The organism is Mucilaginibacter lacusdianchii (genome assembly GCF_009770985.1).
In the GTDB taxonomy this organism is placed as follows: Bacteria; Bacteroidota; Bacteroidia; order Sphingobacteriales; family Sphingobacteriaceae; genus Mucilaginibacter; species Mucilaginibacter lacusdianchii.
This window is the reverse complement of the sequence record NZ_WSRW01000001.1, coordinates 1,521,273-1,546,803: the sequence shown is the minus strand read 5'-3', so window position 1 is coordinate 1,546,803 and position 25,531 is coordinate 1,521,273. Positions and strand designations below refer to the sequence as shown.

22 protein-coding genes and 1 riboswitch are annotated in these 25,531 nt (G+C 42.7%); of the genes, 6 read left to right on the top strand and 16 right to left on the bottom strand.

Annotated elements, in window-relative coordinates; genetic code table 11:
- Nucleotides 1-117 precede the first annotated feature (117 nt).
- On the bottom strand, nt 118-333 hold the full coding sequence (locus tag GPM24_RS07000; RefSeq protein ID WP_158825998.1) for a YtxH domain-containing protein: 216 nt from the start codon (nt 331-333) through the stop codon (nt 118-120).
- A gap of 77 nt (nt 334-410) precedes the next feature.
- Between GPM24_RS07000 and GPM24_RS06995 the strand changes: the two genes are divergently transcribed.
- Nucleotides 411-800 carry a ribosomal maturation YjgA family protein gene (locus GPM24_RS06995; RefSeq protein WP_158825997.1) on the top strand — a complete coding sequence of 130 codons (390 nt, stop codon included), beginning with the start codon at nt 411-413 and terminating at the stop codon, nt 798-800.
- Nucleotides 801-851: 51 nt separating this feature from the next.
- On the opposite strand, the gene GPM24_RS06990 is transcribed toward GPM24_RS06995, so the two are convergent.
- Genes GPM24_RS06990 through rsgA form a run of 3 tightly spaced genes read right to left on the bottom strand, consistent with a single transcriptional unit; the run spans nt 852 to nt 2,606 of the window.
- Complete coding sequence (locus GPM24_RS06990) at nt 852-1,178, bottom strand: nucleotide pyrophosphohydrolase (RefSeq protein WP_158825996.1); 327 nt, start codon at nt 1,176-1,178, stop codon at nt 852-854.
- 13 nt (nt 1,179-1,191) lie between these two features.
- The gene (gene dtd, locus GPM24_RS06985; protein ID WP_158825995.1) at nt 1,192-1,650 is read right to left on the bottom strand and encodes a D-aminoacyl-tRNA deacylase; all 459 of its coding nucleotides are present in this window, start codon (nt 1,648-1,650) and stop codon (nt 1,192-1,194) included.
- Nucleotides 1,651-1,685: 35 nt separating this feature from the next.
- The gene (gene rsgA, locus GPM24_RS06980; RefSeq protein WP_158825994.1) at nt 1,686-2,606 is read right to left on the bottom strand and encodes a ribosome small subunit-dependent GTPase A; all 921 of its coding nucleotides are present in this window, start codon (nt 2,604-2,606) and stop codon (nt 1,686-1,688) included.
- A 115-nt stretch (nt 2,607-2,721) separates the two neighbouring features.
- Between rsgA and GPM24_RS06975 the strand changes: the two genes are divergently transcribed.
- Nucleotides 2,722-3,336, top strand: a complete 615-nt coding sequence (locus tag GPM24_RS06975) for an HAD family hydrolase (RefSeq protein WP_158825993.1) — start codon at nt 2,722-2,724, stop codon at nt 3,334-3,336.
- A gap of 66 nt (nt 3,337-3,402) precedes the next feature.
- Here GPM24_RS06975 and GPM24_RS06970 read toward each other — a convergent pair whose 3' ends face one another.
- The 7 genes from GPM24_RS06970 to murQ form a co-directional block, all read right to left on the bottom strand.
- On the bottom strand, nt 3,403-4,647 hold the full coding sequence (locus tag GPM24_RS06970; RefSeq protein WP_158825992.1) for a hypothetical protein: 1,245 nt from the start codon (nt 4,645-4,647) through the stop codon (nt 3,403-3,405).
- A gap of 53 nt (nt 4,648-4,700) precedes the next feature.
- Entirely contained in the window at nt 4,701-5,657 is a 957-nt protein-coding gene (gene metF / locus GPM24_RS06965; protein ID WP_158825991.1) for a methylenetetrahydrofolate reductase [NAD(P)H], read from the bottom strand.
- A 77-nt stretch (nt 5,658-5,734) separates the two neighbouring features.
- Nucleotides 5,735-9,409 (bottom strand): methionine synthase, encoded by a 3,675-nt coding sequence (gene metH, locus GPM24_RS06960; protein WP_158825990.1) that lies wholly within the window; start codon nt 9,407-9,409, stop codon nt 5,735-5,737.
- A 152-nt stretch (nt 9,410-9,561) separates the two neighbouring features.
- A riboswitch (SAM riboswitch) is annotated at nt 9,562-9,675 on the bottom strand.
- Nucleotides 9,676-9,819: 144 nt separating this feature from the next.
- Nucleotides 9,820-10,509 carry an OmpW/AlkL family protein gene (locus GPM24_RS06955; RefSeq protein WP_158825989.1) on the bottom strand — a complete coding sequence of 230 codons (690 nt, stop codon included), beginning with the start codon at nt 10,507-10,509 and terminating at the stop codon, nt 9,820-9,822.
- A gap of 219 nt (nt 10,510-10,728) precedes the next feature.
- A complete protein-coding gene (locus GPM24_RS06950) occupies nt 10,729-11,463 on the bottom strand; it encodes a Bax inhibitor-1/YccA family protein (protein ID WP_158825988.1) in 735 nt (244 codons plus the stop codon).
- 68 nt (nt 11,464-11,531) lie between these two features.
- Nucleotides 11,532-12,098: a hypothetical protein gene (locus tag GPM24_RS06945; protein WP_158825987.1), complete on the bottom strand. Its 567-nt coding sequence runs from the start codon at nt 12,096-12,098 to the stop codon at nt 11,532-11,534.
- Nucleotides 12,099-12,216: 118 nt separating this feature from the next.
- Nucleotides 12,217-13,023 (bottom strand): N-acetylmuramic acid 6-phosphate etherase, encoded by an 807-nt coding sequence (gene murQ / locus GPM24_RS06940; protein ID WP_158825986.1) that lies wholly within the window; start codon nt 13,021-13,023, stop codon nt 12,217-12,219.
- Nucleotides 13,024-13,119: 96 nt separating this feature from the next.
- Between murQ and GPM24_RS06935 the strand changes: the two genes are divergently transcribed.
- Both GPM24_RS06935 and GPM24_RS22190 read left to right on the top strand, forming a co-directional pair.
- On the top strand, nt 13,120-14,709 hold the full coding sequence (locus GPM24_RS06935) for a S41 family peptidase (RefSeq protein ID WP_158825985.1): 1,590 nt from the start codon (nt 13,120-13,122) through the stop codon (nt 14,707-14,709).
- 153 nt (nt 14,710-14,862) lie between these two features.
- The gene (locus GPM24_RS22190; RefSeq protein WP_233268749.1) at nt 14,863-15,015 is read left to right on the top strand and encodes a GIY-YIG nuclease family protein; all 153 of its coding nucleotides are present in this window, start codon (nt 14,863-14,865) and stop codon (nt 15,013-15,015) included.
- 243 nt (nt 15,016-15,258) lie between these two features.
- Here GPM24_RS22190 and GPM24_RS06925 read toward each other — a convergent pair whose 3' ends face one another.
- From GPM24_RS06925 to GPM24_RS06905, 5 genes are all read right to left on the bottom strand, one after another.
- Nucleotides 15,259-15,870: a lipoprotein signal peptidase gene (locus tag GPM24_RS06925; protein ID WP_158825984.1), complete on the bottom strand. Its 612-nt coding sequence runs from the start codon at nt 15,868-15,870 to the stop codon at nt 15,259-15,261.
- 2 nt (nt 15,871-15,872) lie between these two features.
- Entirely contained in the window at nt 15,873-16,259 is a 387-nt protein-coding gene (locus tag GPM24_RS06920; RefSeq protein WP_158825983.1) for a TraR/DksA family transcriptional regulator, read from the bottom strand.
- The gene (ileS, locus tag GPM24_RS06915) at nt 16,259-19,873 is read right to left on the bottom strand and encodes an isoleucine--tRNA ligase (protein ID WP_158825982.1); all 3,615 of its coding nucleotides are present in this window, start codon (nt 19,871-19,873) and stop codon (nt 16,259-16,261) included. The genes GPM24_RS06920 and ileS overlap by 1 nt, the downstream gene beginning before the upstream one ends.
- Nucleotides 19,874-20,064: 191 nt before the next feature.
- Nucleotides 20,065-21,093, bottom strand: coding sequence for a S41 family peptidase (locus GPM24_RS06910; protein WP_158825981.1), 1,029 nt, complete (start codon nt 21,091-21,093; stop codon nt 20,065-20,067).
- Between the two features lie 57 nt (nt 21,094-21,150).
- Nucleotides 21,151-23,547, bottom strand: coding sequence for an outer membrane beta-barrel family protein (locus tag GPM24_RS06905; RefSeq protein WP_158825980.1), 2,397 nt, complete (start codon nt 23,545-23,547; stop codon nt 21,151-21,153).
- 206 nt (nt 23,548-23,753) lie between these two features.
- Between GPM24_RS06905 and GPM24_RS06900 the strand changes: the two genes are divergently transcribed.
- Both GPM24_RS06900 and GPM24_RS06895 read left to right on the top strand, forming a co-directional pair.
- The gene (locus GPM24_RS06900) at nt 23,754-24,761 is read left to right on the top strand and encodes a sensor histidine kinase (RefSeq protein ID WP_158825979.1); all 1,008 of its coding nucleotides are present in this window, start codon (nt 23,754-23,756) and stop codon (nt 24,759-24,761) included.
- A 22-nt stretch (nt 24,762-24,783) separates the two neighbouring features.
- Complete coding sequence (locus tag GPM24_RS06895) at nt 24,784-25,521, top strand: LytR/AlgR family response regulator transcription factor (RefSeq protein WP_158825978.1); 738 nt, start codon at nt 24,784-24,786, stop codon at nt 25,519-25,521.
- Nucleotides 25,522-25,531 lie beyond the last annotated feature (10 nt).

The following is a 25,531-nucleotide window of genomic DNA, read 5'->3' as shown; positions in this document are numbered from 1 at the left end:
CACCGTTTTGTTTCTATTTACCAGTAAGCTATTACCACAACTATTCATTAACACGAACGCTATATAACAGAAAAAGCCCTGCACATATGCAGGGCTCTTTTTGTTATTAAAAAATTTTTACTGGTAATTTTCTGTTGTAGGTTGTGCTTGAACCGGCTGCGTTACTTTAGATAAAGTTTCATCACCAAACTTTTTGGCTTTTTCCATCCACTCTGGTGCTTTTTCATTCAAGTCGTCCAGTATTGATTTACCATCGCTTTCGCGTTTTTTAGTTACGTATTGGATGCCGTAAGCTGCTGCTGCGCCCAAAATTGCATATCTTAACAAACTCATAGTGTGTAGATTTAAATTATTTACGCTGAACAGGTTACAAGTATGATGCCATAATGTATTTTTGAGGCCGAATATTTATGCCCTTTTATTTAAACCAGCCAGGCGCTCTTAAACAGCGAGTTATCTATAGCGGGCTTGCTTTACTTACTATTACATTAGGCTTACTTTCCAGGCATTACAGCATTTTTCCTTTATGGATAGGCAGTGCCTTATGGGGGTTGATGGTCTATTATATAGTACGCTTTATATCACCAGCCTTTTCCCTTTCTAAAGCAGCCATATGTAGTTTGGCTTTTAGCTATGCTATAGAGATTTTTCAACTCTATCAGGCTCCTTGGATCAACGCCATTCGTCAAACTCTTTTTGGTCGTTTAGTTTTAGGCCAAGGTTTTGAATGGGGCGATTTGGCGGCTTATACTTTGGGTATTGCTATTGGTTTATTGGGTGATAAGTGGGCGAACAGGTAAATTATTTTAATACTTCAACTGAGTAATTAAAAAGTTCACATATTAGCAGCCTTACTTCAGCTTTTCATTATTCCGGTGCCTGTCAGCATCCCGAATACTTTTCTTTTCCAAGTTTTTTTGCAAGGCCTCGGTTAGGTTGATACCGGTTTGGTTGGCTAAACAAATCAGCACAAACAGCACATCGGCCATTTCATCAGCCAGGTTTACTTCTGTGTCCGACTTCTTGAAAGACTGTTCGCCATATTGCCGGGCCATAATACGGGCTACCTCGCCTACTTCTTCCATTAAAATGGCGGTGTTAGTCAGCTCGTTAAAATAACGGATACCTGTGGTATTAATCCATTGGTCTACCAACTTTTGGGCTTCTTCGATAGTCATGCCAGATAGTTAATTAGTGATTTTCTTTATCCTTTGTGTCCATAATGATAGTAACCGGCCCGTCATTCAGGAGGTTAATTTTCATATCGGCACCAAAAATTCCTGTAGCGATATCCTGACCTGTTAATACTTTAAGGGCCTCAATAATCTGCTCATATAACGGAATGGCCTTATCAGGTTTAGCCGCACGAATAAACGATGGCCGATTTCCTTTTTTAGTTTGGGCAAATAAGGTGAATTGTGAGATGAGCAAAATGTTGCCGCCTACATCGGCCAAGGCCTTGTTCATCATGCCGTTTTCATCGCCAAACACGCGCATACCTACTATTTTTTGCGCCAGCCATTGTACATCTTCGGCGGTGTCGGCATCTTCAATACCTAACAGAATTAAAAAGCCAGTATCTATTTGCCCGGTAATATTGCCTTCTACAGTACAGCTGGCTTGGGTAACACGTTGTATAACTGCTCTCATTATTTATCAATCCTAATTTATGCTTGCAGCTAATATTATGACCTTGTATCGTTGCCGTTATAGATACTCAAGTAGCTTTCATATCTTGAAGGTTCAATTTCGCCATTTTCCAAGGCATCTAATACAGCGCAGCCGGGCTCGTTAATGTGCCGGCAATTATTAAAGCGGCAGTCATGCATACGGCTCCGCATCTCCGGGAAAAAGTGGCTCAGCTCCTGTTGCTCAATGTCAATAATACCCAATTCACGAATGCCGGGCGTATCAATGATATGCCCCCCTCTGGGTAAGTCATACATTTCGGCAAAGGTAGTGGTATGCATACCCTTGTCGCTCCATTCGGACACTTCCATGGTACGTAATTCCAAATCGGGCAGTATAGCATTCATCAGGCTCGACTTACCCACGCCGGAATGCCCGGAAAACAGGGTAATTTTATCTCTTAGCCGTTCTATGAGCTGTGGTATGTTCGTGCCTTTTAGTGCCGATACCTGATAACACGGGTAACCTAAATTTTCATATATGGCTTTGTATTCGGCCAGTATTTCCAAACCCTCATCGCTGAACATATCCAGTTTATTAAACACCAAACTGGCAGGGATATCGTATGCCTCGGCCGTTACCAGAAAGCGGTCGATGAAACCTAGTGAGGTTCGGGGGGAAGCCAGCGTTACCACCAGAAAAGCCTGATCCAGATTAGCTGCAATAATTTGTGCCTGTTTAGACAGGTTGATGGATTTACGGATGATATAATTTTTGCGATCGTAGAGTTTGTTAATTACGCCCGATTCTTGTTCGGGTTCCAACTCAAAATCCACTTTATCTCCCACCGCTACAGGATTTGTAGTAGTAAGGCCTTTGATGCGGAACTTGCCTTTAATACGGCAATCGTACCGCTGCCCGTTGGGTCCTTGAACCTGGTACCAGCTGCCGGTTGATTTAGTGACGAGTCCTTGCATAATTGAGCATGTAAAATTATAAAAGTTTATGGAGCCGTTATTATTTAAAGTAATTTGCTGCCACAAACCCAAGTATCACTAACAAACATATTTTCATAATTGTTATCTGCACAACATGATTAACACTATAATTTTCGACTTAGGTGCTGTTTTAATTGACTGGAATCCTAATTACTTATACGATAAGATTTTTACTGATATAGAAGAACGCAATCAGTTTCTAGCCAACATTTGTACCCCTGCCTGGAACGAAGAGCAAGACGCTGGCCGCACCTTAGCCGAAGGCACCGAACTATTAGTACAACAATTTCCGGAACATGAGGAAAATATCCGGGCTTTTTATGGACGTTGGGAAGAAATGCTGGGTGGCGTTATTGACGGCACCGTTGAAATATTTAAAGAATTAAAAGAAAGCGGGAAATATAAAATTTACGCATTAACCAACTGGTCGCATGAAACTTTTGAGATAGCTAAAGGCAAATACGATTTTTTAGGCTGGTTTGATGGCATTGTGGTATCTGGCGAGGAAAAAACCCGCAAACCGTTTCCCGAGTTTTACCAGATACTGTTAGACCGTTATCAGGTAAAACCGCAGGAGGCGGTGTTTATTGATGATAATTACCGTAATGTGGTTGCTGGTGAGAGGATGGGTATTAATAGTATACACTTTACCTCGGCACTTGAGCTGACCGAAGAGCTAAGAAAACATGGTGTAACTGTAAGCTTGTAAAAGAACAATAGCTTAGAGCTACTACAGATTATCTTACTGCTGTATCTCTAAGTTGTCTATTAAGATTTATTTATAAAAGAAGTAGTGCAAACCAGCACCATATATTTTGTTAGCTATCGAAAAGTTACCATAAGTTGTGAAGGCAGTAAAACCTGTGTAATAAGTAAATATATCTATTTTTCTGCCAATGGTTGCCCCAGCCTGTACCGGAAAATTAACCCAAAAATGTGCTAAAGAATACCCCATATCTGATGAAGTATAACTTGAGTAGGCCGAATAGTAATTAGCTTTTTGGTTGCTGTAAAATGAGTAGTTAAAGCCCGCCCCAGCACCGATAAAAACCTTAAACTTGTCTTTATTATACAAGCTGTAAACAAGTTGTGGCGTAAAGGTTATTGTTTTTTGGCTGAAATAATAATCTGCCTTAGAATCTTGATTACTCGAGTAAAAAGAAGGACTGATAGATATAAACGATAGCTCTGCCCGTATATAATTTTTTTGCGTGTGCTTATTAAACAGTAAATCCACTCCGGCACTAATTCGTGGAAAATTGGTGGTGTATGGTTGATTAGCAAATCTGTTTGTCCCATCAAACTGCGTGACGATATGGGCAAAAGCGGCGCCTGCAAAAAGCCTGCTACCAAAGTTACCTGTCCCTGTTTCAGATTTATCATTATTGATTAACTTAAGTATTTTGCTGACATCACTTTCGGTATAACTAATGAAGCGTACAGGTTTAGTTATTTCTTGAAAATTAGCGCTATTATATTTTTGTGCTAATCTCAGTAAACTCGTACGGTAAGCATTTACCACTTGTATATTGCTACGTCCATCCAATCCGGTTTGAATATATTGGTAATATTTAAGCTCTTTAGGTATCTCACTTTCTTCTTTAACAAATAGTCTGCGTTTAACATCGTCTTGATGAGACAGCAAGCTCAACGGTGTCCCCTGATATACCACTTCCATAAATACCGTATCTTGTCGTGTGGTCGTGTCCAGATAGTTAGGCAAGTCGGGTAAGTCGTTTTTATCCGCACTAAGCGAACCGGTATAAGTGATATACTTATCCATATTCTTTACTTCGAAACTGCGTAACATAGCCGGTAAAAACCTGCTTACCTCAGGCTGAGACAAAGCCGGCTTAAAATCAATAAATTTAGGAGATGTCCTCCATTCCTTGTAGTTAATGTATCCCTTTAAGGTATCACCATTGGCTTTAACAACATAGCCAGGTTTATAATTAGATTGTGCTAATGCACCAAAAACAAACGCTACTGTAACCAGTAGCGTTAATAAAATACGTTTCATTATCTGCGATCAGGTTGAGGCCGCAAATATAATATATACTGCTAATGTTGTTATTAAAAAATCGCCTGTGCAATACGCTTGGTAGGCTCGGCATTACCCATCGTGTAAAAGTGCAACACAGGCACACCAAAGTCAACCAGTTCTTTGCATTGGTTAATCATCCATTCAATACCTACTTCTTTAACTTCCTTGTCGTTTTTGCAGGCATGTACCGCATCACATAAATCTTCGGGGATATCAATATGGAATATTTTGGGAAGATTGATCAGCTGTTTGGCCGTAGTTAACGGCTTTAAACCCGGGATGATCGGAATGTTGATACCATTCTCCCGGCACTGATTCACAAAAGCTTTGTATTTGCTGTTGTCAAAAAACATTTGTGTAACCATGAACTGAGCACCGCCATCAACCTTTTGCTTTAAATATTTAAAATCTGTTTTCAGATTAGGCGCCTCGAAATGCTTTTCGGGATAAGCGGCCACACCAATGCAAAAATCACTCTTCATTGAAGAATCCTGATACTCGTGCAGGTATACACCGTTATTCATATTAGCTACCTGCTCAAGCAGTTCCGTAGCATAGCAGTGACCACCGGGTGTAGGTATAAAGCCAGGATCGGTTTTACGGGCATCGCCACGCAGTACCAGTACATTATCAATTCCCAAAAACTGCAAATCAATTAAGGCATATTCGGTTTCTTCTTTCGTAAAACCACCGCACAGCAAATGCGGAACAGCATCCACCTTATACTTATTCATGATAGCCGCACAAACAGCTACCGTACCTGGGCGCTTGCGGTAGGTCACTTTTTCCAGCAAGCCATTAGGTTGCTCTTTATAAACCAAATCCTCACGTGAAGAAGTTACGTCGATAAACGGCGGTTTAAATTCCATCAAAGGGTCAATGGCATTATAGATGCCTTGCAAGCTTTGACCCTTGATGGGTGGTAAAAGCTCGAACGAAAAAAGTGTCTTCCCTTTTGCGTTTTGAATGTGCTCTGTTATCTTCATTGTAGTCCCTAAAGGGGCTCTTTATAATTTATCTAAAATATAAACTTGTATACTTACGGCTGTACCTAATACCAAAATCAATAATTTAAATTCGGGCTTAGCCATCTCTCCACCGTTTCAACCGACATGTTTTTCCGTTTAGCATAATCCTCAACTTGATCTTTGCTGATTTTACCCAAGCCAAAATAACGTGATTGCGGATGGGCAAAGTAAAAACCGCTTACCGAGGCGGCCGGTAGCATGGCCAAGCTTTCGGTTAGATGCATGTGGGCATTGTCTTCTGCTTTCAGCAATTCAAATAATGTCGTTTTTTCAGTATGGTCGGGGCACGCCGGATAGCCCGGTGCCGGGCGTATACCCTGGTACTGTTCCTTAATTAGGTCCTGGTTGGTGAGCTGCTCCTCTTTGGCATAACCCCAGTATTCGCGGCGTACCAGTTCGTGCATTTTTTCGGCAAAGGCTTCAGCTAAACGGTCGGCAATGGCCTTGGCCATGATGCTGTTGTAATCGTCGTGGTCTTTTTCAAACTGGGCTACCAACTCGTCGCAACCAATACCTGCCGTTACAGCAAATCCGCCAAAATAGTCGGGCACGCCGCTGTCTTTTGGGGCGATGAAGTCTGATAACGCATAATAGGGTTCGCCGGCTGCCTTTTCGGCTTGCTGGCGCAACGTATGTATCTTGCTTAGCAATTGCGTGCGGCTTTCGTCACTGTACAATTCAATATCATCACCCACACTATTAGCTGGCCAAAAACCAATTACGCCGTTGGCCTGCAACAGGTTTTCTTTGATTACCCGGTTAAGCAAAGCCTGCGCATTATCAAACAACTCGCGCGCTTCCTGACCCACGTTTTTATCCTCAAAAATTTTTGGATAACTGCCGCGCAGCTCCCAAGTATGAAAAAACGGTGTCCAATCAATATACGGTACCAGTTCTTCTAATGGGAAAGCCTCGAATACCTTTGTACCGGCAAACGTTGGTTTAGGTGGCACAGAACCATTCAAGTCGATTTGGCAACGAAGGTTGCGGGCATCATCTATAGATACAAAACGCTTGTCTGACCGTTTATTCATGTGCGCTTCACGGGCTTTGGCATATTCGTCTTTAATAGATTGTATATAACCATCGCGTGCATCTTTATTCATTAAACTGCTGCACACTGTTACACTGCGCGACGCATCCAGCACATGAATGGCCGGACCGGAATAATTAGGCGCAATTTTTACGGCGGCATGAATGCGTGAAGTAGTAGCGCCACCCACAATCAGCGGAATAGTAAAACCTTCGCGCTCCATCTCTTTGGCAAAATGCACCATCTCATCCAGCGATGGAGTGATTAGACCACTCAAGCCGATGATATCTACCTGTTGCTTCTTGGCTTCTTCAATAATTCTTTGCGCCGGGACCATTACCCCTAGGTCAATCACCTCGAAGTTATTACAAGCCAGTACTACGCCTACTATATTTTTACCAATGTCGTGCACATCGCCTTTAACGGTGGCCATCAATACCTTACCGGCATTGCTGCGCTGACTGGCATCGGCATTCTTCAATTTTTCCTCTTCGATAAAAGGCAGTAAATAAGCCACGGCTTTTTTCATTACCCGGGCTGATTTTACTACCTGCGGCAAAAACATTTTACCTGAGCCGAACAAATCACCCACGATGTTCATGCCGTCCATCAGCGGGCCTTCAATTACTTCTAATGGGCGAGGGTATTTCTGGCGAGCTTCTTCCACATCATCATCCAGGTATTCTACAATACCTTTTACCAATGAATGCGATAGCCGCTTTTCAACTGGCTCGTTGCGCCAGGCTTCGTCCCGCACTATTTCTTTGCCTTTGGCTTTTACCGTTTCGGCAAATTCAACCAGTCGCTCGGTAGCATCCGGGCGGCGGTTCAGTAAAACATCTTCTACTCTTTCCAGCAATTCTTTAGGTACTTCCTGATAAACTTCCAGCATACCGGCGTTTACAATGCCCATATCCATACCGGCTTTAATGGCATGGTATAAAAATGCCGAGTGCATAGCCTCGCGTACCACGTTGTTGCCACGGAAAGAGAACGAGATATTACTTACCCCGCCGCTCACTTTGGCTAAAGGCAGGTTTTGTTTAATCCAGCGGGTGGCATTAATAAAATCAACCGCATAGTTATTGTGCTCTTCCAGACCGGTGGCAACGGTTAATATGTTGGGGTCAAAAATGATATCCTGCGGTGGAAAACCAATTTCGTTGACCAATATGTCGTATGATCGTTTACAGATTTCGATACGGCGCTCCAGGTTATCGGCCTGACCATTTTCATCAAATGCCATTACCACCACAGCGGCACCGTAGCTTAATATTTTGCGTGCGTATTCACGAAATTTATCTTCACCTTCTTTCAGGGAAATTGAGTTTACAATGCCTTTGCCCTGCAGGCATTTCAAGCCAGCCTCAATCACAGTCCATTTAGAAGAATCGACCATTATAGGCAGTTTAGCAATATCCGGTTCGGAAGCTACCAGGTTCAAAAATTTCACCATTACGGCTTCCGAATCAATCATGCCCTCGTCCATGTTGATATCGATTACCTGGGCACCACCTTCTACCTGCTGACGGGCAACGGTTAGAGCTGCTTCGTAATCTTCGGCCAAAATGAGTTTTGAAAACTTGGGTGAACCGGTGATATTGGTACGCTCGCCTACGTTCACAAAAATACTTTCAGGTGTAATGGTCACCGCTTCCAAGCCGCTCAGACGCAGATACGGTTCTACCTGCGGACGAACGCGTGGCCGATACTTGGCCGCCTTTTCGGCAATGCAGCGGATGTGGTCGGGCGTGGTACCGCAACAACCGCCTACAATGTTTACCAAACCGGCCTGCATAAAATCATCTACCTGGTGGGCCGTTTCATGCGGGGTTTCGTCATATGCGCCAAACTCGTTAGGTAAGCCAGCGTTAGGATAGGCGGAAATGAATACTTCGGCTTTTGTAGAAAGCTCTTCCAGGTAAGGGCGCATCTCCTTAGCCCCCAAAGCACAGTTTAAACCAACCGACAATAAGTTAGCATGGCGAATAGAGTTCCAGAAAGCTTCAACCGTTTGGCCTGATAGGGTACGGCCCGAAGCATCGGTAATAGTACCTGATATCATGATGGGCAATTGCTTGCCAGATTCCTGCGCATAGCGCTGTATAGCAAACAGGGCCGCCTTGGCGTTCAGCGTATCAAAAATGGTTTCTACCAATAATACGTCCGAACCGCCGTCAACCAATCCGCGTACCTGCTCGTAATACGCATCAGCTAAAATATCAAATGTTACAGCCCGATAGCCCGGATCATTTACATCGGGTGATATGGATGCTGTACGGTTGGTAGGCCCTACAGCACCGGCCACAAAGCGTGGTTTATCGGGCGTTTTCAGGTTATATTCGTCGGCAACTTCACGGGCCAGGCGTGCGCCTTCGTAGCTTAGTTCATAATCCAGCTCCTCCATATGGTAATCAGCCAGGGATATGCGCTGGGTACTAAAGGTGTTGGTTTCAATAATATCAGCACCTGCTTCCAGGTACTCGGCATGAATGGCTTTGATTACATCAGGCCGGGTCAGGTTCAACAAATCATTGTTGCCTTTTAAGTCCGACGGGTGATTTTTAAAACGCTCTCCGCGAAAATCCTCCTCTGACAGTTGATAGCGCTGTATCATGGTACCCATGGCGCCGTCAATTACCAATATGCGTTTTTGTAGTTGTTCTCTAATATCCATTTGATAGTATCAAGTAGTTAGTATCAAGTATCAAGACCAGCTTCATACTATTGGCTACTAAGCAATCAGCACCAAAAAACTTGATACCAATTAATTAATACTTGATACTAAAACGGCTTATATCGAAAAGTCGGTTGATAAATATTGACTCTCGCTTATCTGTCTTAAAACTTTACAGTGGCAGTTTTAAGTAGAATGTAGCACCTTGTAAGCACAGGTTGCCAAGACTTCGCAGGGTCCAGTCCCTCCATCTTTCTCTATAAGCAATGCAAATTTGCACAATAAGGCGGTCAATTGCAAGCGTGTATACTATAGTACTGTAAAATATTACCGTTGTCATAAATAAAGAAGCCGCATCATCCCTTGCGGATAATACGGCCTAAGATTAAACGGAATGAAGAACTTAAATTTTATAACCGGTAGCCTACGCCAAAGCCAACAACCCACGGGTTAATTTTAACATCGGCACCTATGTTGCGCAGCACCGGTGCTAATGATGGATTGCTAGCCGGTGTCAGGTTAGATGCATCAACTGTAACATCGGTAGACAGGAATATCTTTTTCACATCTACGTTCAGAAAAACCTTTTTGCTGATGTCATAATCGATGCCTAACTGGCTGGCAAAGGCAAACTTGTTTTTATAATCTATACCTTGTGCTACAGGGCCATGGTCGGCATTGTAAAAGATAGTATAGTTGGCACCGGCACCAATATAAGGCTTAAAAGCCGTACCGGTAGGTAGATGATATTGTAAAGTAAGGGTAGGTGGCAGCAGCCACACTTTGCCCAAGTTTACATCGGCTGATGATGGGCCACCTATGGCGCTCAAGTTAGAACCTTTAGTACTTACTTTGTGCTTAGAGGTGCCTAAAATCAGTTCGGCCGAAAAGTTTTTGGCGAAGAAATAGGTAAAGTCAAGTTCGGGAATGTAAGAGTTGGTGAGGTTGATATCGCCGCCAATTACACCAATATTGGCGCTCTCTTGCGGAAAGATGCCTAGTGCCCGCACCCGTATATTCCATTCATTTTTTTGTTGTGCAGCAGTTGTAAAGCCAGCAAGTATTAACACGGCAAATACTAGTAATCGTAAGATTTTCATAATACATTAGGGTTGATTTATGGCTCAAATGTATTATGACTTATTGGGCTGTGTATTGATAAGAAGCAGTATGAGTATTGATGTTCATCATTGCTAAACCTTGTAAAAATTGTTAAACTTCGCAGTGACGATAAGTGATTTTAAGCACAAAAACGAATTGTTATTAAACAACAAAGGCCATCCAAGCGGACGGCCTTTGCTGTTTTACATTATTTGCAATTAACCTCTGCGGCTACCAAATATTCTTAGTAGAGACAAGAACAGGTTAATAAAGTCCATATACAGGGTTAAAGCACCCATAATGGCCATTTTTTTAGCATCTGCCATGCCTAACTCTAAGCCTGCGCCTATACGTTTCAATTTTTGCACATCATATGCGGTTAAGCCCACAAAAACGGCCACACCAATATAGCTGATAGCTTTGCTTAAGCCTGGGCTTGCTAAGAACATATTTACCACCGAGGCGATGATTATACCAATTAAACCCATAATCATTAAAGAACCGAATTTGGTTAAGTCCTGATTGGTTGTATAACCGGCTACTGCCATAATACCAAACACAGCCGAAGCAGTTATAAATACGCCCAACACTGACGATGCGGTGTAAACCAACAGTATAAAGCTTAAGCTGGTACCCATCAGGGCGGCAAAAACTACAAACAGCAACGTAAGTACAGGAGCCGAAATTTTATTTAAGCCGAATGACATAATCATCACAAATGCCAAAGGGGCAAACATAACGATAGTACCTAAGCCAGTGCGGCGTCCGGTGTTTAAGTCAATCAGTTGACTCAATAAATTCATATTGCTAGCAAACAGGTAAGCGCAGAATGCAGAAATACCCAGTGCTACAAACATCCACATAAACACATTGGCAATAAATCTGCGGGATGACGCCTGGTCGTCCAGTTGCATTACCCGGTCGTATTGATAATCAAATTTGTTGTTTTCCATTTTTATTTATTAATCAGGTTAAAGGTATCCTTTGTTTAATATATTAGACGTAATATCGTCCAAAAAGTTTAAGCCAGCCGGCGCATTAATTGCTCTTCTACACGCTTAAATACCTGTAAGGGTTTCAAGGTGCGCCAGCTTAAATCATCCAAACCGCCGCCAAAGTTAATATAGTAGTCAATATTATTCTGTTTGAATTCATGGATCACATGCTCGCGAAAATTTACGCCCGCAATCCAACCATCTTCCACATCCTGAAACCACTCTTCGTAATAGCAGTCATCAGATGAATGAAAATTCAGAATATTCTCGCCAATCAATATAAATTTATTAATGCCCTGGTCAATCATCAATTCCATAATTTCGCGCTTAAGCAACATGATATCGTTATTGATGGCATCGTTCCACTCGCCAATAAATTCGATGATGGAGTACCCCCGGTCATAGTCGGCATATAGTACTTTTATATATAGGGTGTTCGATCCGAACGAATCCCATTGCGGGTGTAACAGATAGTTGTAAACCTGCTTATCAAACTCAAACTCATTGTACACCGTTGAATAAAAAGGCGAGTATTCGTCTTCTGCTGCGATGTAATCATCCCTCCACCTGTAATATGGCTCTATCTCGTGCATATCCCCTCCAAACCTTCTTTTCGGGAAGGCTTTTATATTTTTTATTATAGCAGCTTTCGCTTATGCTAATTTACCTTTTATCTGGCTCATTTATACATCACCCACGGCAAATTTAATATCATTTACCATAGGCTTCTGCTGCTTTGCGCACGCTGCCGTGCTGCTGCAATAGCGCCGATGCAGTTTGCTCGTCGGCACCGGTTTCTTGCATCACCATGCGGGTGGCGCGGTCAACCAGTTTATGATTAGTTAACTGCATATCTACCATTTTATTACCCTTTACACGCCCCAGTTGTATCATTACTGTAGTAGTCAGCATATTTAAAACCAGCTTTTGTGCGGTACCGGCTTTCATACGGGTAGAACCAGTTAAAAACTCTGGTCCGGTAACTACTTCAACCGGGTATTGTGCTTCAGTAGCAACCGGGCTACCGGCATTGCAAACCACACAACCGGTTATTAAACCATTTGCCTTAGCCTGCTGCAAGCCGCCAATAACATAAGGCGTACGGCCACTGGCAGCAATACCCACCACTACATCTTTATCGGTGATGTTATATGCCTGTAAATCTTTCCAGGCCTGTTCGGCATCATCTTCTGCAAACTCAACGGCTTTGCGAATGGCGCCATCGCCACCGGCTATGATACCCACTACCCAATCAAACGGAACCCCAAATGTTGGCGGGCATTCCGAAGCATCTACCACGCCTAACCTACCACTAGTACCTGCGCCAATATAGAACAACCGGCCACCTTCTCGCATCTTTTCGGTAACGGCCACCGCCAGCTTTTCTATTTGGGGCAAAGCCTTTTCTACCGCGTCCGGAACGGTTTTATCTTCTTGATTGATGTGCTGCAAAAGCTCAGCAACCGGCATTTGGTCCAAGTTGTTGTAATAGGAGTCTTTTTCGGTAGTGTTTTCCATTTTTAATATTACAAATCTGTAACAAAATTCGTTAAAAATCCGTCAATCACAAGAACTTGTTCAGTATTCAAATGTTTATTTTTGCCCAAGGGTTATATGAAACAAACAGCTGCTATTATCTTCAGGTCGGTTATATTTTTACTTGTTGGTATAGCTATTGGGTTGTTGATTAACAGCAGCCGCTCGGCCGACGACCTGAGCCTTGATGCCACAGGCAACAAGCTGGACAAGGTGATGAACCTGGTGAAAAAGAAGTATGTAGACAGTATTAATGTAGACAGTGTTGAGGGTGTAACCATCAACAACCTGCTGCAAAAGCTCGATCCGCACTCGGTGTACCTGCACAAACAACAAGCACAATCTTTATCCGAAAAATTACAGGGAGGCTTTGACGGTATAGGCGTAGAGTCGCAGTTGCTGCGCGATACATTGTTTATTACCCAGGTGCTGCCCAATAGTCCGGCTTCAAGGGCTGGTTTACCTAATGGCGCCCGTGTAGTGCAGGTAAACGGCGAGCCCTTTGCCGGTACACATTTAACTGACGACAAAGTAAATGAAGCTTTTTCGGGTAAAAATGATACCGATTTAGAACTGGGTGTTTTACAATGGCCCGGTAAAGAAATCAAAAAATACCATCTAAAACGCGGTCACGTTAACCTGAGCAGTTTGGATGTGGCCTACATAGCTGGGCCAGAAACCGGCTACATAAAGATCAGCAAATTTGGTGCAACTACCGACGAGGATTTCAGATTCGCGCTGCGAAAACTGAAAGGTGCAGGCATGAAAAAGCTGGTGCTCGATTTACGCGGTAATGGCGGCGGATACCTGAATACAGCTACTGCCCTGGCCGACGAGTTTTTACCTAAAGGCAAATTGATTGTATATACCAAAGGCAAGCACGAGCCCCGTACCGATTACTTTGCTACCGATTCGGGCGTATTTGAACAGGGCAAGCTGGCCGTGTTGATTGATGAGCATTCCGCTTCGGCCAGTGAAATTCTGGCTGGTGCACTGCAAGATCTGGACCGTGCCGTTATTGTGGGCCGTCGCTCATTTGGCAAAGGCTTGGTGCAGGAACAGTTTGAGTTTGAAGATGGCTCGGCCCTGAACCTAACTGTAGCCCGTTATTATACGCCATCTGGCCGCAGTATCCAAAAATCATACAAAGGTGGTACGGATAGTTACCGCAACGAATTAAGCGAACGCCTGCAAAAAGGCGAATTATATACTGCCCAAAACAATTTGGATGATAGCGTATTCAACACCTCAATACCTTATCATACCAGCTCCGGGAAGAAGGTGTATGGCGGAGGCGGAATTATGCCCGATGTTTTTGTACCCGAAGATGCTGCCATTAACAGCACCCTGATACAAGAACTTGGCCGCAATTATCTGTTTACCGCCTATGTGATAGACCGCCTGCAGCCCGTATTAAAGCAATACAACAGTGCTACCGATTTTTCTAAAACCTATGCCGTAACCGATGACGAGTTAACCCGTTTCATCGTCTATGCATCAGGCACACTTAAGGAAATGGACTCGCACGAGATTGCCGTTTGTAAAAATTACATCAGGCTTTTATTGAAAGCTCATGCTGCCCGTTTTAAATGGGGTAATGAGGTTTATTATCGTATATTAAATCAAAGCGATACGGCGGTAATGAAAGCTATTGAGGCGATGGGATAGATACACATTAAAGGTCTTTTACACTTTTCNTAATGAAAGCTATTGAGGCGATGGGATAGATACACATTAAAGGTCTTTTACACTTTTCCTGTCATTTCGAGCGATAGCGAGAAATCTTTTTACATTTGTTATAAAAGCTGCTTTGGTATCACAATGTGGAACTACAACTTTTACCTATATATCACTACAAACCCGACACAAACATCCCTATATGTTGGAGTAACCAATGATCTAGCTAGAAGATTGCAAGAACATTTTGAAAATAAGGGAAACCCTGTTACATATGCAGGAAAATATCATTATTGAACATGCTATTGCTCGTGAAAGGGAAATTAAAAAATGGCGGCGAGAAAAGAAATTAACACTTATTAAGACGCTGAATCCCGAGTTTAAATTCTTAAATGATGAGGTAGCTGATTAGCCGCATATTGGTATTAGCAATTTGAATATCAATGTAAAAAGATTTCTCGCTATCGCTCGAAATGACAGAATTAGAAGGATATGAACTTTATAAAGAATAAAAAAAGCCGCTCAATTGAGCGGCTTTTTTTATTCTTCAACAACCTCACTGTGGGGGCTGCTTATTTCTTCTTCCTGCTTTTTAAAATATCGGTTCTGGTAAATCAGAATCATAATTACGCCTACCGAAATGGCCGCATCAGCCAGGTTAAATATCGGGCGGAAAAATTTAAATTCTTCACCCGGACCTGCCCATGATGGAAACCAGCTGGGAAAGTGCCCCTGAATAATGGGAAAATAAAACATATCTACCACCATACCCTGAAACCACGGGCGGTTTTGAAACCACACGCCATAAAAGGTCGAATCTATTATATTGCCTAATGCACCGGCAAATATCAGTGCCACATTCATGGTTAAACCGCGATGATACTTGTGGCGTATCAGATACACTAAAGCATAACCAATACCCGCCACGGCAACAATTCGGAACAGTGTTAAAGCCAGCTTACCAGCTTCGCCACCCAGTTCCCAGCCAAAAGCCATCCCATTGTTAAGGGTATACAGCAACATGCCCCTATCGCCCAGAAAATGAATTTCCTGACCTTGGTACATATTCGTGCGCACCCATGTTTTAATGAGCTGGTCGGCCAGTACAATTAAAGCCGCTATAATAAAAGGCTTGGTATAAGTAACTTTCATCCTTACTGTTTCAGTTTGGCTTCCATGCTCAACGTAGTGTGCGGCACGGCGCGCAGGCGCTCCTTTTGTATCAGTTTACCGGTTTCGCGGCATACGCCGTATGTTTTGTTCTCAATACGTACTAAAGCAGCTTCCAGTTGCTCTATAAACTTTTTCTGACGGGCAGCCAGCTGGTTAATCTGCTCTTTTTCAAGGGTAGCCGAACCGTCTTCCAGTGTTTTGTAAGTACCGGCGGTATCATCTGTACCGTTCAGGTTAGGATTGCTTAGAGATGATGCCAGTGCATTCAGCTCTTCACGTGCTACGCGTATTTTTTCCAGAATAATCTCTTTGAATTCTACTAATTCTGAGTCTGAGTATCTTGTTTTTTCGTTCGGTTGTGTGCTCATTATACTTTACTTATTGCAATTACAATTTCGTTATCATCAATAACTGTAGTTTCTCCTTCAAATGGTTGGCTATCCAGTTGAATGTCAGTAGCTAAAATTTCGGCGCAAATATATGATAAATTGTTTTTTATAGCGCTGCTAATCAGTGGGTGATCGCTCAGGCGTACATTTATCTTATCAGTAACTTCGAAATCATTTCCCTTGCGCAGGTTTTGTATGCGATTGATCAGTTCGCGCGAAATACCTTCTTGTTTCAGTTCTTCGGTTAGGGTAACATCTAAAGCAACAGTTAGTTTTCCTAAATTTGCCACCTGCCAGCCCGGAACATCCTCAGCCGTAATTTCAACCTCAGTAGCTGATATCTGGTACTTATTATCAAGTACGGAGATCTGACCATCTTTTTCTAGCTGCGCAATATCTTCCTGTGATAGTTCGGTAATCGCTTGCGCAACTGCCTTCATGTCCTTACCTACTTTTTGGCCTAGTGCCTTAAAGTTGGGTTTTATTTTGCGTTTGATAAAACCAGCGGTGTCGGTAATATACTCAATAGTTTTGATATTGGTTTCCGACAGAATCAGGTCTTTTACTTCCTCTACCTGATGCTCAAAGTTTTTATCCAGTATCGGTAACAATATTTTACTCAATGGCTGACGAACGTTGATACCTACCTTTTTGCGCAACGACAGGGTTAGGGATGAGATATCCTGTGCCAGCTGCATACGCTCTTCCAGTTCTTTATCGACCAGTTGGGTATGATAAACCGGAAAATCGGCCAGGTGTACAGATTCAAACTGCTCTTTACCGGTAGCCGTGTTCAAATCGTTATACAAACGCTCGGCAAAAAACGGCGCAATAGGCGACATCAGCTTGGCGATGGTCACTAAACAGGTATATAACGTTTGATAGGCCGAAGTCTTATCTGCCGAGTTATCTGATTTCCAGAAACGGCGGCGGCTCAGGCGTACATACCAGTTGCTCAGGTGTGCATCCACATAATCCTGAATGGCACGGGCTGCTTTGGTTGGCTCAAAATCAGCATAATAACCGTCAACCTCTTGGGTTAAGGTGTTCAGCAGGGATAATATCCAACGGTCAATCTCCGGGCGCTGACTCGGTTCTACGTCCGGTTCGCTATAATCAAACTTATCAATATTGGCATACAGAGAAAAGAATGAGTAGGTATTGTATAACGTACCGAAGAATTTACGACGCACCTCATCCAAACCCTCAATGTTGAATTTCAGGTTATCCCAAGGTGATGCGTTGCTGATCATGTACCAGCGGGCTGCATCGGCGCCGTATTGCTCAATGGTTTCGAACGGATCAACAGCGTTGCCTAAACGTTTAGACATTTTGTTGCCGTTTTTATCCAGCACCAAGCCGTTTGATACTACGTTTTTAAACGCGATGCCCCGGTTGCCTACCTGCTCATTAACGGCTTTCACCTCATCGCTGGCTTCGCTCAGCATTACGGCAATGGCATGCAGAGTAAAGAACCAGCCGCGGGTTTGGTCAACCCCTTCGGCAATAAAATCGGCCGGGTAGGCGTTGGCAAACGCTTCTTTATTCTCGAACGGAAAATGCCATTGTGCATAAGGCATAGCACCCGAATCAAACCAAACGTCGATTAAGTCCGGCTCGCGGAAGTAGTATTGAGTATTATTATTATATACCTTATGTAAAATGATATTATCAACATAAGGCCTATGCAAGTCCAAAGAAAGGCCTTTCTTTTTAAAGAAAGCTTCTATTGGATCAGAGAATCTAGCAATTAAGTTATCTCTATTAGGGCAATTAGATACAAAATGCTTTAATTCAATCCAGTCAATATCTAATTTAATTTGCTCAAGAATACTCCAATCTTCTTGACTTACCTCCTTATAATCTATATTTAATAGTGTAGCAATTGCAGGAATATCGTTTTGCTTAAAAAAAGCTTTTGCTTCATCAAAATAAAAGTATGTTCCTTGAGATAGAATTTCTTGTAAACTGCCAATACAAATCTCGGGCTTAAAGTCAGGAGCTAAAAAATCACTCCGCCAGATAGGCAGCGGAGTACCCCAGTAACGTGAACGCGAAAGGTTCCAATCTACCAGATTTTCCAGCCAGTTACCAAAACGGCCGGTGCCAGTAGCTTCGGGTTTCCAGTTAATGGTTTTGTTAAGCTCAATCAGCTTATCTTTAACGGCAGTAGTTTTGATGAACCAGCTATCCAGCGGATAATATAAAATAGGCTCATCTGTACGCCACGAATGCGGGTAGCTGTGCTCGTAACGCTGTACGTTAAAGGCTTTGTTATCTTCTTTCAGCTTAATGGAGATAAGCACATCGGTGGCTTTAAAGCCAAGCTCATCACGTTCGGCTTGGGTGTAGTATTCTTCTTTTACATAGCGGCCGGCAAAGTCGGTTACTTCATCTACAAAGCGGCCTTGTTTGTTAACCAGCGGTACTTCTTTGCCGGTTTCATCCAGCACCATTACCGATGGCACGTCGTTTTCTTTACAAGCTCTAAAGTCGTCCGCACCAAAAACAGATGCGGTGTGTACGATACCTGTACCATCGCCAGTGGTTACAAAATCAGCTGGAATAACGCGGAAAGCTTTTTGCTCCAGTTCATCATTGGTAACATATGGCATCAGTTGATGATAGCGTAAGCCTACCAAATCAGAACCTTTAAAAGAAGCTTTCACCGTCCAAGGTATCACCTTATCGCCCGGCTTGTAATCTTCAAATGAAGCATTCTCACCTTCGGCTTTAAAGTATTTGTTAACCAGCGCCTGCGCCAATACTACGCTTACCGGTTTGAAGGTGTATGGGTTAAGGGTACTGATTTTTACATAATCAATATCCTCGCCAATGGCCAGTGCACAGTTGGATGGTAAAGTCCAAGGTGTAGTGGTCCAGGCCAGGATAGCAGTTTCTTCACCCGGTTCACTGAACAGTACCGGCATCAACGGATGCTGCTGATCGTTCTTTAAAAAGAACTGGGCCGTAATGGTAGTATCTTTCACCATTTTGTAAGTACCCGGCTGGTTCAGCTCGTGCGAGCTTAAGCCTGTACCCGATTTAGGTGAGTACGGCTGTACAGTGTAACCTTTATACAGCCAGCCTTTGTTGTACAGCTGTTTCAGTATCCACCACAGGGTTTCAATATAATCGTTCTCGTAAGTGATGTACGGATTTTCGAGGTCGACCCAGTAACCCATCTTTTCGGTCAGGTCGTTCCAGATGTCGGTATAACGCATTACCTCCTTGCGGCAGGCTTCGTTATAATCTTCGATAGAGATTTTTTTGCCGATATCATCTTTGGTAATGCCCAGTGATTTTTCGACAGCCAGCTCAATAGGCAAACCGTGGGTATCCCAGCCGCCTTTGCGTTTTACCTGGTAACCTTTAAGGGTTTTGTAGCGGCAAAAAATATCTTTAATAGAACGGGCCATAGCATGGTGAATGCCGGGCATACCATTGGCTGATGGCGGTCCTTCGTAAAAAGTGTAAGGGTTGCTGGCCGGGCGGCTACTGATACTTTTTTCAAAGATGCCGTTCTGTTTCCAGAACTCCAGCACATCCTTGCCCACCTGCGATAAATTTAATTGTTTATATTCCTTGTACATCAGTGTTTTCCACAAATTTTAAGAGGGTGCAAAAATACAGATTTTTAAAGTAATAATTTAACCGTAAAAAATCAAAGAAATATTAAGCTATTGTGAAACAAGGAAAGCATAAAGCACAAAGGGCTTGTACTACAGTTTAATGCAGTGCAAGCCCTTGGATAATAATAAGGTTAAAATACCTTACTGTAAGCTCATTTACCTTTAAGCCATTTTAAAGCCGCATTTATTTTGGCATCATTAGCCGGGTGGTTAAAATCATCGCCGGCTATTGCTTCTATATCAGGCAATACATTTTCATAGTATGGTGTGCCGTTCCTGTCGGCCTCGGTTGATGTGGCCATGATCACATTAATATCGAAAATGCGAAAAGAGTCATTGGCAGTAGTATAACCAGCCGTTTTTTCGCCAATCAGTATAGCATTCTTGCGTCCTTTAAATGTGATGGCGGTAGCTTCGCCCGAACTTGCCGTCATAGGGCCAATCAGTAAGGCCACCTTAAGTTTTGTACTGGCTTTGCCCAATGTTTTGAGGTGGCAGACTGTATCTAAGCCACCATAAATAGCCTTGCCTTTGATACCCCAGGCCTCCTGCTGCTTTGTAACAGGATCGATAAATGAACCAAACTGACCATTCCCCAACAGGTTGCCTACTCCCAAAATCATGGGATACATATTACCGCCTGGATTAGCACGCAGGTCAATAATTAAACCCTTCAGTTTTTCGGGATGTAGTTTGGTGAGCGAGTCCTGAATTTGCTGGGCCAATAAATCTGATTCGCCGGGATGAGTAGGGTTGTTACCGGGGATAAGCAGATAACCATAACTATTTTGTAGCATACGGCTTTCTACAGATGGCTTTTGTTTCATTTTGGCCCGAAGGTTACGATATACTACAGTGTCCAGCTTGGCTTTGGTTGTCCACCACTTATAGTATTTACCATCGTGAATAGCAAAACCATGAAAATCGCCTAACAATTGATAAACTAACCCCACCGAAGGCATTACTTCTTTGACAGACCGGGCATTTGCGCTGTGCTTTTTTACAGAATCTGTTAACATTGTCCAGTTTACTTTACCGCGGTAAATGGATTTGTGACGGGCATAATTAAGCACGCTATCAATTATCATCCGGGCACTATCTGCGCCCGACAAAGGCTGCTGGGCCAGTAACAGACATGGAAAACTTAAAGAGACAATTAGGGTAGTTATTTTTTTTAACATGCGTAAGGTTGATAAAGCCGGGTTAATGTTTAAAAAGCGACTAAAGATAATGATAAATTACATTCTGCCTTCCTCGGCACTGCTGCCGGTTTGGCGGTTACGGGCGGCTTTTAGCTTGGTGTTACCAAAATTGTAAGTGAAGCCTAAAGTAAAGCGGCGGCTTTCCCACTCATTGTTCCAGCGGGTGTTTACGTTATTGTACTGTTGAATGCTGCGGTAACGGTTGCCAAAAAAGATATCACGCACTTTAAAGCTCAACGTAGCGCGTTTATCCATAAAGGTTTTGCTAACGCCGGCATCAATCTGCGAGCCGGATAAGGTACGGGCCAAGCCGGATATAGAAGGTGAATAGTATTGTGCAGAAAGCTGTATTTTAAAGTTTTGCGGCAAAAAGAAAGTTTGATCCATATTGCCCGACCATGAGAAACGACTGCTGTAAAAAGGCGTGCCTTGTACCAAGGTATTTACCCGATCGTAAGCACCATCCAGCTCAGCATTTACGTTCCACCATTTAATTATGTTGAAGCTGCCAGCAGTAGTAGCACTTAAGGTACTGCTACTACCCAGATTTTCGTAACGGGCAATACTTTCTTTAGTCTCATCATTTTGATAAATAACGGTATTCTCTACATTTTTTACCCGTAAGTAACTTAAGCTTAACACTTGGAAGCTTTTGTAAGTATAATTAAACACGTACGACTGCGAGGTAGATGGCTGCAGGTAAGGATTACCCTGCATGGCGGTATATGGATCGGTATACCGGATAGCCGAGTTCAAATTGCTATATGATGGCCTGCTGATACGGCGACTTACCGACGCGTTGAGCTGGTTGTTTTCATCAACCTTGTAGGTTATAAAGGCGCTGGGGAATAACTTCCAGTAATTGCGTTTTACCACCTCATTGCGCGTAAGCGAGTTAGCGGTTGATACGGTTTGCTCTGCACGTAGACTGGCTTTGATATCCCACTGTTTGTTGAATGTTTTACTTAGCGTTACATAAGTAGCATTGATATTTTCATCATATTTAAAATTGTTGCTTCGTTTGGGGTCAATCATCCAGCCGTTCATTTTCAATGAATCGAACATTACGTTGCTGGCAGTATTTACCCAGCTGCTTCTTAAACCGGCTTCAAACTGCCATTGATTACCCAGCGGCAGTATGTAATCGGCCTTTATAGCTTTAATATTGTAGTTAACCGGCGAGCTGTTGCGCAAGCGTACTGGTGTATCAATTACGGCCCCGTTTGCATTAAAATAAGTGTTGGTGTACTGATGATTGTCGGTAGCGGCACTATGCACATAATCGGCATCTATGTTTAGTTTTTGACCGGCCGAATCGATAGCAAAGCTATAGTTCAGGTTAACGTTGTAAGTATTATTATCTGCCTTTTGCGGACTTAAGCCAACCACGCTTCCGGTTTGCTGACCAAAGCGGTTTAAAGTTACCGACTGGCTGGTAACAGCGGCATCCATAGGCGAATTATAGCCTTTAAACATAAACCCTAGCGTATGTCTTTTACCCGCATAATAATCGGCACCTACGGTATAGCTGGTAGCATAAGTTTTTGGCCGCCATAAGTTGTATTGGTTGTAAACTTCATTATCAATCTGGCGGCTCAGGGTCAGTTTATTATACGAATCGTAATAACCAGAATTAGCACGGGTGAATAAACTTAGCTTGCCCACATTATAATTGAAATTTAAGCCGCCATACAATTTAGGATATTTGCCATAGCTGGCGTTTATATTGGCAGTACCATTATAACCCTGCAGTTTATTTCTTTTCAAGATGATATTCACAATGCCGGCTGTGCCTTCGGCATCATAATTACCTGGCGGGTTGGCAATCAACTCTACTTTGCTTAATGCACTTCCAGGCATCGATTTCAGGTAATTACTTAATTCGCTACCGCTCATGTAAGTACGCTTGCCATCAATCATTACTACCACGCCGGCATTATTGCGGTACAAAATGTTATCATCCTTATCCAAACGAATACCGGGAGCTTTTTTCAGTACCTCCAGTGCATTATCGCCAGTGGTGTTCAGCTTTTCTACATTGACTACCAAACGGTCACTTTTTTGCTGGAGTTGTGGCAGGGTGGTGGTTACGGTTACTTCTTTCAAAGCATTTTTTTGTCCGGTTAAAATCAATACCGGCACTTCCATGCTTTCACCCTTAAAGTTAATTGTAGTATAAGCCGCTTGAAAACTTACCATGGCTGCCTTTACGATATATTTGCCTGCCGCCACATTGTTAAAATGATAAACCCCACTGGCATTAGCGGCTTGCCCGCCTACCTGGACAGAATCAGATGAACGTAATAGCAATACGGTGGCACCGGTTAAGGCTTGATGCTGCGCATCAGTAACTTTACCGCTGATATTGCCGGTTTGAGCTAAGGTGGTGCCGCAAATAAATAATAGTAAAAGGAGGCTGAACAGATTTTTCATGACTTGTTTTTGTTGACGAATCAAAAGTGCAGTAAGCCTATCGCGCATTAAATAAATTGATACCAACCCCACCAAATATTATCCCAAGCACCAAAGCAACACATAAAGCGACCTTTCATATGGTTTTTATGGGATTGGTATCAAAAACGAGGGTGTTGAGATAAAACTTTTAAGCTGACACTGGTTTTGACGTACTTTTATACAGCATGAAAAAGAAGGAGATTTACTACCATATAGCCGGCTGGTTGCTTTATGTATTGTACCTTATTTTAGGTGAAGTTTTAGGTTTCACGGGCAATAAGGTATCTATATTCAACTACACCTTTGTATTGGTAAAAATAATAGAGTTTTATATATGCTACTTATGGGTATACCCTAGGTTTTTAAACAAAGGCAATATACCCAAGCTCATCGGCGGAATACTAGTTGCGCTAAGCTGCTTTATTATGTTACGCTTTTTGTTAGAACAGGTGGTTACTGATTACCTGTTTAATATGACTAACTATTTTGGTTATACCATTTCATATTACATTGTAGACAATATTTACTTTGGCACTTCTGGTATTGTACTAAGTGCAGCCATATACAGCAGTTTTAGTTCGCTCTACAAACAAGAGGAAAATAAATCACTGCGTGAAGAAAAAATACAAGCCGAACTGGCTTTTTTAAAAACGCAGATTAATCCGCATTTTTTGTACAATACACTTAACTATATCTACTCGCTGGCTTATCCGGTATCCGAAAAGTTGGGTGATGCCGTTATTAAGCTTTCGCAATTAATGCGATATATGCTTACCGAAAGTGCAGCCGGTGATGTGGATTTACAAAAAGAGGTAGATTACATTGAAAACTATATCAGCATTTACCAACTGCGCTTTGCCGATGCTTTTTTTGTGGATTTTAAAGCCGAGGGTGATATTGCCGGCAAGCGTGTAGCAGCCTTACTGTTAATACCTTTTGTAGAAAATGCCTTTAAGCATGGCATTGTAAATGACCCCTCGCGCCCGGTGCGCATCCGCTTAAAAATTACAGGCAACCGTTTGGCATTTACCGTAAGCAACCAAATTAGTCGTGGGCAAAAAGACCATTCTACCGGTGTGGGCTTACCCAATATTCGTCGAAGACTGGAACTGATTTACCCCAACCGCCACGAGCTATTGATTAGCGAGAATGGGCAGACTTATAAAACCACGCTGAATATTCAATTAGATTAGTGGTAATTTTTATTTTTATAGCATGATACGTTGCCTTGCGGTTGATGATGAAGCCTATGCGGTTAAAATAATTGCCGACTATATACAAAAAATACCTTTTTTAGAACTGGTAGGTACTACTACCAGTGCCATTGAAGCTTTAACCTGCGTGCAGCAAGGCGGCATTGACCTGGTTTTTTTGGACATACAAATGCCCGACTTAACGGGTATTCAGTTTTTAAAACTGTGTGGCAGCAAGTGTAAAGTAATTTTAACAACCGCTTACCCCGAATATGCTCTAGAAGGCTACGAGCACGATGTGATTGACTATTTGTTGAAACCCATCGCATTTGACCGCTTTTTAAAAGCCGCTCAAAAAGCGTTCAATATACTGCAACCGGCATCTATACCAATGCCACCAGTTCTTAATACAGCACCAACTGTTACCGAACAAGCAGCCACGGCCGAGTATATGTTCATTAAAGGTGAGAGTAAAAACAAGTTTTTACGAGTAGAGTATGATGATATACTGTACATCGAAGGCTTAAAAAATTATGTATCGGTATTTACACCGCAACAACGGCTGGTAACTTATCAAACCCTGCGCGATTTAGAATTGCAGCTACCGCAACCCCCGTTTTACCGGGTTCATAAATCGTATATTATATCGGTTGATAAAATAAGGATGGTAGATGGCAATACAGTGTATATCCAAGATATAGCTATCCCTATAGGAGAAACCTACCGTGACGGCTTTTTGAGAATGATTAGAAATGAATGATAGCTGCAAC

Coding starts and splice junctions, on each gene's coding strand:
- GPM24_RS07000 (WP_158825998.1), bottom strand. CDS start 333: ATGAGTTTGTTAAGATATGCAATTTTGGGCGCAGCAGCAGCTTACGGC.
- GPM24_RS06995 (WP_158825997.1), top strand. CDS start 411: ATGCCCTTTTATTTAAACCAGCCAGGCGCTCTTAAACAGCGAGTTATC.
- GPM24_RS06990 (WP_158825996.1), bottom strand. CDS start 1,178: ATGACTATCGAAGAAGCCCAAAAGTTGGTAGACCAATGGATTAATACC.
- dtd (WP_158825995.1), bottom strand. CDS start 1,650: ATGAGAGCAGTTATACAACGTGTTACCCAAGCCAGCTGTACTGTAGAA.
- rsgA (WP_158825994.1), bottom strand. CDS start 2,606: ATGCAAGGACTCGTCACTAAATCAACCGGCAGCTGGTACCAGGTTCAA.
- GPM24_RS06975 (WP_158825993.1), top strand. CDS start 2,722: ATGATTAACACTATAATTTTCGACTTAGGTGCTGTTTTAATTGACTGG.
- GPM24_RS06970 (WP_158825992.1), bottom strand. CDS start 4,647: ATGAAACGTATTTTATTAACGCTACTGGTTACAGTAGCGTTTGTTTTT.
- metF (WP_158825991.1), bottom strand. CDS start 5,657: ATGAAGATAACAGAGCACATTCAAAACGCAAAAGGGAAGACACTTTTT.
- metH (WP_158825990.1), bottom strand. CDS start 9,409: ATGGATATTAGAGAACAACTACAAAAACGCATATTGGTAATTGACGGC.
- GPM24_RS06955 (WP_158825989.1), bottom strand. CDS start 10,509: ATGAAAATCTTACGATTACTAGTATTTGCCGTGTTAATACTTGCTGGC.
- GPM24_RS06950 (WP_158825988.1), bottom strand. CDS start 11,463: ATGGAAAACAACAAATTTGATTATCAATACGACCGGGTAATGCAACTG.
- GPM24_RS06945 (WP_158825987.1), bottom strand. CDS start 12,098: ATGCACGAGATAGAGCCATATTACAGGTGGAGGGATGATTACATCGCA.
- murQ (WP_158825986.1), bottom strand. CDS start 13,023: ATGGAAAACACTACCGAAAAAGACTCCTATTACAACAACTTGGACCAA.
- GPM24_RS06935 (WP_158825985.1), top strand. CDS start 13,120: ATGAAACAAACAGCTGCTATTATCTTCAGGTCGGTTATATTTTTACTT.
- GPM24_RS22190 (WP_233268749.1), top strand. CDS start 14,863: ATGTGGAACTACAACTTTTACCTATATATCACTACAAACCCGACACAA.
- GPM24_RS06925 (WP_158825984.1), bottom strand. CDS start 15,870: ATGAAAGTTACTTATACCAAGCCTTTTATTATAGCGGCTTTAATTGTA.
- GPM24_RS06920 (WP_158825983.1), bottom strand. CDS start 16,259: ATGAGCACACAACCGAACGAAAAAACAAGATACTCAGACTCAGAATTA.
- ileS (WP_158825982.1), bottom strand. CDS start 19,873: ATGTACAAGGAATATAAACAATTAAATTTATCGCAGGTGGGCAAGGAT.
- GPM24_RS06910 (WP_158825981.1), bottom strand. CDS start 21,093: ATGTTAAAAAAAATAACTACCCTAATTGTCTCTTTAAGTTTTCCATGT.
- GPM24_RS06905 (WP_158825980.1), bottom strand. CDS start 23,547: ATGAAAAATCTGTTCAGCCTCCTTTTACTATTATTTATTTGCGGCACC.
- GPM24_RS06900 (WP_158825979.1), top strand. CDS start 23,754: ATGAAAAAGAAGGAGATTTACTACCATATAGCCGGCTGGTTGCTTTAT.
- GPM24_RS06895 (WP_158825978.1), top strand. CDS start 24,784: ATGATACGTTGCCTTGCGGTTGATGATGAAGCCTATGCGGTTAAAATA.